Origin of the sequence: Tepidiforma sp. (assembly GCF_034433535.1) — a bacterium.
In the GTDB taxonomy this organism is placed as follows: domain Bacteria; phylum Chloroflexota; class Dehalococcoidia; order Tepidiformales; family Tepidiformaceae; genus Tepidiforma.
On sequence record NZ_DAOUAO010000116.1, the window covers coordinates 1 to 2,734 of the forward strand.

Sequence of the window (2,734 nt, forward strand, 5' to 3'; positions counted from 1 at the left end):
TTCGGGTAGAATCTGCGGCCGCAAGGGTGTTCCTACGTTTTCGGTTCTGGAGATTGCATGAATACGGTTGAGTTCCTGCAGATCACGTCGTCGGTCGTGCCCGACCGGGAGGCGCTGGTCGATTTCGATGGCAACGGCGGCGGGAAGCGGGTCCTGTATGCGGAGATGTACCCGCTGGTCTGCAAGCTGGCGAATGCGCTGCAGGGGCTCGGGGTTCAGCAGCGAGACCACGTCGCGATTATGGCGGTGAACAGCTCGGACTTCGTCATCGCGTACTACGCGACGGCGATGCTGGGGGCGACCTTCGTGCCGCTGAACTACCGGGCGAAGGACGAGGAGCTCACGTACATGATCAACGTGAGCGAGACGAAGGTGCTGTTCGTTTCGGACCGCTACCGGGAGCTGGTTGAGCGCATCCGGCCGACGCTGACCACGGTGCAGACGTTCGTGAGCATGGGCGAGGCGGCTCCGGGCTACGAGCGGTACGAGGACCTGCTGGCCGCGGCGCCGGAAGACGAGATCTGGACGGAGATCGACGAGAAGGATTCGACGATCATCATCTTCACCTCGGGGACGACGGCGCAGCCGAAGGGTGTGCAGCTGACCTTCCAGGACATGACGGCGTATGTGACGAACCAGCCGCCGGCCGACCCGGAGGTGCATGAGAAGCTGCTCGTTTCGGCGCCGTTCTTCCACGTGGCCGGGGCGACTTCGATGATGCTGGCGGTTTGGATGGGGCGAACGCTGGTCATCCTGCCGCAGTTCCAGCCCGAGCTCTGGCTGCAGGCGGTGCAGCAGGAGCGGGCGACGCACGCGTTTGTGGTGCCGACGATGCTGAAGCGCATCATGGAGGTGCCGGACTTCGACACGTACGACATTTCGTCGCTGAAGCAGATCACCTATGGCGCGGCGCCGATGCCGTACGAGGTGGTGCGCAAGGCGTGCGACATCTTCCCGCCGAAGGGCATCGGGCTGATCAACGCCTACGGGCAGACGGAATCGACCGCGACGCTGACGTTCCTCGGGCCGGAGGACCACGACCTGAGCACGGACACGGAGATCAAGGAGCAGCGGCTCCGCTCGGTGGGGAAGCCGATGCCGGACGTGGAGCTGGCGATTATGGACGAGCGGAACCGCCCGCTGCCTCCGGGCGAGGAGGGCGAGATTTGCGTGCGCTCGGAGCGGGTGATGAAGGGGTACTACAAGCAGGAGGACGCGACGAGCACCGCGATCATCGACGGCTGGCTGCACACGGGCGACGTGGGCAAGCTGGACGAGGGCGGCTACCTGTACATCACCGGCCGGAAGAAGGACCTGATCATCCGCGGCGGGGAGAACATCTCGCCCGGGGAGATCGAGAACGTGCTCGAGGAGCACCCCTCGGTGGACGAGGCGGCGGTCATCGGCGTGCCGGATGTCGAGTGGGGCGAGGTGGTGAAGGCTGTCATCGTGCTGAAGCCGGGCGCTTCGGTGACGCCAGAGGAGATCACGGCGTACGCGAAGTCGCGGCTGGCTTCGTTCAAGGCGCCGCAGTACATCGCGATCGTGGATGAGCTGCCGCGGAACGTGATGGGCAAGGTGCTGAAGACGGACCTGCGGAAGCTGTACGGGACGCCAACGAACGACATCCCGGCCGGGAAGGCGTAAGCCGGGCACCGCCTGGTTCGAAGCTGGATGCCGCCCCGGCTGACACCCGGGGCGGCGCTGCTTTTGGGATACTTGCGGCACCCTTCGGGGGCGCGAATCGGGTTCGCGCCGAAGGTGCTGCTCGGGTAGGATGCGGCTACACCGGGCGCGTGCGGCCGAACGCGCGGGCCCCTGAGAACCCTGGAACAGGTTAGGTTCGTATGGCGATTGGTTCACAGACCGGCAGTGGGGGAGCAGGCCGGAAGGGTACGCGCCTGCGGGGCAGCTGGGGCGGGATCGTCGTCCCGGTGGCGATCCTGGCGGCGATCTCGGCGTTCGAAACAGCCCGGACGACGGACGCCTCGCGCGAGGTGTTCTTCAACATCAAGACGCCGTGGCTGATGTACTTCGTCTTCACGATTTCGATGGCCGTCATCTTCGGGGCGCTGCTGCTCCGGGCGCGCATCTGGCGGCTGGGCAAGCCGCACCGCGTGAACCAATCGATGAGCGCGCGGATCACGAACCTGCTGACGCTGGGGGCGGGGACGAGCCGCGTGAAGAACGACCGGTTCGCGGGGGTGATGCACGGCTGCATCTACAGCAGCTTCGTGGTGCTGACGATCGTGACCATCCTGCTGGCGCTGGATGACTACCTGCCGATCATCTTCGGCACGGGCGAGGAGCACCTGTTCCTGACGGGCCCGACGTACCTGGTGTACTCGCTGGTGGGCGACGTGTTCGGCGTGATCGGGCTGATTGGCATCGGGATGGCGGTCTACCGGCGGTACATTGCGCCGCCTTCGAAGCTGACCTGGGACCGGCGCGGGACGGAAGACGCGATCATCGTGGGGCTGCTGGGCTTTGTGCTGTTCAGCGGCATCATCGTGGAGGGCCTCCGGCTCGGCGGCGACGAGATCCCGGCGGGGAACGAAGACTGGTCGCGCTGGTCGCCGGCGGGCTACGTGGTGGCGAAGGCGCTGGGCGGGGTGAGCCCGGAGACACTGCTGGACTTCCACGTGGCGTGGTGGTGGTTCCACGTGGTGGCGGCCTTCGGGCTGCTGACGCTGATGGCGCTGACCAAGTTCCGGCACATCGCGCTGGCGCCGGT

General features: G+C 66.1%; 2 protein-coding genes. Both read left to right on the plus strand.

Annotation, left to right across the window (positions count from 1 at the left end):
* Nucleotides 1-57: 57 nt before the first annotated feature.
* Nucleotides 58-1,647, plus strand: coding sequence for a long-chain-fatty-acid--CoA ligase (locus tag VAE46_RS06275; protein ID WP_322796067.1), 1,590 nt, complete (start codon nt 58-60; stop codon nt 1,645-1,647).
* A gap of 287 nt (nt 1,648-1,934) precedes the next feature.
* On the plus strand, nt 1,935-2,734 hold an 800-nt coding region (locus VAE46_RS06280; RefSeq protein WP_322796068.1), incomplete at its 3' end, for a hypothetical protein.

Excerpts from the sequence above, each read along its gene's own strand:
- VAE46_RS06275 (WP_322796067.1), top strand. The coding sequence starts at position 58 with ATGAATACGGTTGAGTTCCTGCAGATCACGTCGTCGGTCGTGCCCGAC.